This window comes from Streptomyces sp. NTH33, assembly GCF_003236365.1.
Taxonomy (GTDB): domain Bacteria; phylum Actinomycetota; class Actinomycetes; order Streptomycetales; family Streptomycetaceae; genus Streptomyces.
In genome coordinates this window covers 1-2,786 of sequence record NZ_POTZ01000674.1, presented here as the reverse complement: position 1 = coordinate 2,786, position 2,786 = coordinate 1, and the positions used below count along the sequence as shown (strand labels likewise).

Here is a 2,786-nt window from a genome sequence, read left to right as displayed (position 1 = left end):
CCCCGGATACGGGCACCAGCCGCCCCCCGGTCAGGCCGCGCCCCACGGTGTCCCGCAGGGCGCTCCCCAGGCCGCCGGTGTGGCCGGAGCGCTGAACCCCTACAAGGAGACGCCCACCGGTCAGCGCTGGACCCTGCAGAACAGCAAACTGATCCGCGCCGACCTCGGCACGGGAGGCCGGCCGGTGCTGGCCCGGCAGGGCAGCATGGTGCTCTACCAGGGCAAGGTCGACTTCAGTTACAAGGGCGCCGGCTTCGCGGGCCGGATCACGGGCAACGTCACCGGCCAGGAGATGCAGCTGATGCGCTGCACCGGCCAGGGCCAGGTGTTCTTCGCCGAGGACTCCACCCATCTGCACCCCGTCGAGCTCCAGGGCGACGCCATCTGCGTCTCCGCCGAGAGCGTCCTCGCCTTCGACGAGAGCCTGCAGTACGAGGTCCGCCGCATCGAGGGGCACGGCATCCCCGGCGGAGCCCTGTTCACCATGCAGTTCCAGGGCACCGGCACGATCGTCGTCAAGACGCACGGCACGCCCGTCGTCCTGCCCGTGACGCCGACGACGTTCGTCGACTCCAACGCCGTCGTCGCCTGGTCGGCCGCCGCCCAGGTGATCGTCTCCAGCCAGGTGCGCATGCGCCGCAACGCCTACCCGGGCGACACCGGCGAGGGGGTCAACCTCCAGTTCCGGGCCGCCCCCGGCAACTTCGTCGTCGTCCAGCCCTACGAGGTCTGAGGGAGCCCGTCATGAACCAGCCGCTCGCGGGCTACGCCCCCGCACCCGTCACCGCCCGCATGGAGAACCACGGCAGCCACATGCTGAAGGTCGCCATGCAGACCGGAAACGACCTCTTCGCGCGCGTGGGGTCGATGGTCGCCTACGAGGGCTTCATCCAGTACGAGCCCAGCCCGTCCGCCGTGCGCCAGATCGCGCGCGACTGGATCACCGGCGAGGGCGCCCCGCTCATGAAGTGCTCCGGCGACGGACTGCTCTACCTCGCCGACTACGGCGCCAACGTCGTCGTCATCAACCTGGCCGGTGACGCGATCTCCGTCAACGCCACCAACCTGCTGGCCTTCGACACCGGCCTGACCTGGGGCGTCGAGCGGGTCAAGGGACTGGCGAAGTTCGCCGGGCAGGGCCTGTGGAACACGAAGATCTCCGGACAGGGCTGGGTCGCGCTGACCTCCCGGGGCGAGCCGATCGTCGTCGACTGCGGCGACGGCGAGAACGAGACCTACGTCGACCCGGACGCGCTCGTCGCCTGGTCGCCGAACCTGAAGGTGAAGGGCAAGCGCAGCTTCAAGGCGCAGTCCCTGATCGGCCGGGGCAGCGGCGAGGCCTACCAGATGGCGTTCTCCGGCCAGGGCATCGTCGTCGTCCAGCCCAGCGAGGACAGCACCGACCGCCTCCGGTTCCGCGGCTGAGGGGGAGACAGAACACCATGCAGAGCCCGCTTTTCGCCTTCAACGAAGCCCAGACCCAGGAACGCTGGAGCCTGCAGAACAAGCAGATGCTGCGCGTCACCCTGGAGGGCCACGACGACGTTCTCGCCCGCAAGGGGACGATGGTCGCCTACCAGGGCATGATCGAGTTCGACGCCGAGTACCAGACCGGCGGCCAGGCACGCACGCGTGCGTACACCGGCGAGGGCCTGGACCTGATGCGCTGTCACGGACAGGGCGCGGTCTACCTCGCCCATCTCGCCCAGTACGTGCACATCATGGACGTCGACCAGGACGGTCTGACCGTCGACAGCAGCTATGTGCTGGCGATGGACTCCTCGCTGTACCACGAGGTCGTCGCCGTCGACAGCATGTACGGCATCTCCGGCTCGGGGAAGTACCAGCTGAACATCACCGGCCACGGCCGGGTCGCCCTGATGACCTCGGGTGCGCCGCTGCTGATGCAGGTGACACCCGACAAGTACGTCAACTGCGACGCCGACGCGATCGTCGCCTGGTCCACCGCCCTGCGGGTGCAGATGCAGGCCCAGACCCACTCCTCCGGGGTGTGGCGGCGCCGCGGCAGCACCGGCGAGGGCTGGGAGCTCAGCTTCATGGGCAGCGGTTACGCGCTCGTCCAGCCGAGCGAGCTGCTGCCGCCGCAGAACGCGGTGATCGGGCAGGGCGTCGCCGCACAGTTCGGCATGGGCCGGCAGGGGGCGCGGGGACAGAACCAGGGGAACGTCTGGAGCTGAGCCGGGGCACGGTGCGAGGGGCGACCGCGACGGCGGCCGCCCCTCGCACGTCAGAGCCTGGCGCGCGTCGCCTCCAGCAGCCGTACGACCGACTCGTCCGCCACGCCGGCCACCTCGTCGTAGGCGAACCAGCGCAGGTCCAGGGACTCGTCGCTGATCTCCTGCACCGCGCCGGGCGGGGCCAGGGCGGCGTACTGGACGTCGAGGTGCCAGTGGCACGGCGGCGGGATCGGATGGCGGTCCAGCCGCACCGGTCCGCCGGGCAGCGGCGTGAGCCCCGCGATGCCCGACTCCTCCGTGGCCTCCCGCAGGGCGGCGGCCTCCAGCGCGGTGTCACCGGGTTCGCAGTGGCCGCCCATCTGCAGCCACATCCGCAGCTTCCGGTGCAGCGTCAGGAGAACCCGTCCGTGCTCGGGATCGATCACGAGGGCGCTCGCGGTGATGTGGCCCGCGTGGCAGGCCTTCCACATGCCGTCCGGATGCGCCGCCAGATGGTCCAGGTAAACCTGGCGCAGCTCGGCCTGGTCCTCGTACCCCTTCAGCACGAGGACCGTGTCGTCGTACAGGCTCACTCGGCCCCGTCGCCCC

4 protein-coding genes are annotated in these 2,786 nt (G+C 70.3%); 3 read left to right on the top strand and 1 reads right to left on the bottom strand.

Annotated elements, in window-relative coordinates; all coding sequences use genetic code 11:
- The 3 genes from C1I97_RS34770 to C1I97_RS34760 all read left to right on the top strand — a co-directional run.
- The coding region (locus C1I97_RS34770; RefSeq protein WP_146608399.1) for an AIM24 family protein at positions 1 to 733 on the top strand (733 nt) is incomplete at its 5' end.
- Positions 734 to 744: 11 nt separating this feature from the next.
- A complete protein-coding gene (locus C1I97_RS34765; RefSeq protein ID WP_111006960.1) occupies positions 745 to 1,425 on the top strand; it encodes an AIM24 family protein in 681 nt (226 codons plus the stop codon).
- A gap of 17 nt (positions 1,426 to 1,442) precedes the next feature.
- The gene (locus C1I97_RS34760) at positions 1,443 to 2,198 is read left to right on the top strand and encodes an AIM24 family protein (RefSeq protein ID WP_111006959.1); all 756 of its coding nucleotides are present in this window, start codon (positions 1,443 to 1,445) and stop codon (positions 2,196 to 2,198) included.
- Between the two features lie 50 nt (positions 2,199 to 2,248).
- On the opposite strand, the gene C1I97_RS34755 is transcribed toward C1I97_RS34760, so the two are convergent.
- Positions 2,249 to 2,770, bottom strand: coding sequence for an NUDIX hydrolase (locus C1I97_RS34755; RefSeq protein ID WP_111006958.1), 522 nt, complete (start codon positions 2,768 to 2,770; stop codon positions 2,249 to 2,251).
- Positions 2,771 to 2,786 lie beyond the last annotated feature (16 nt).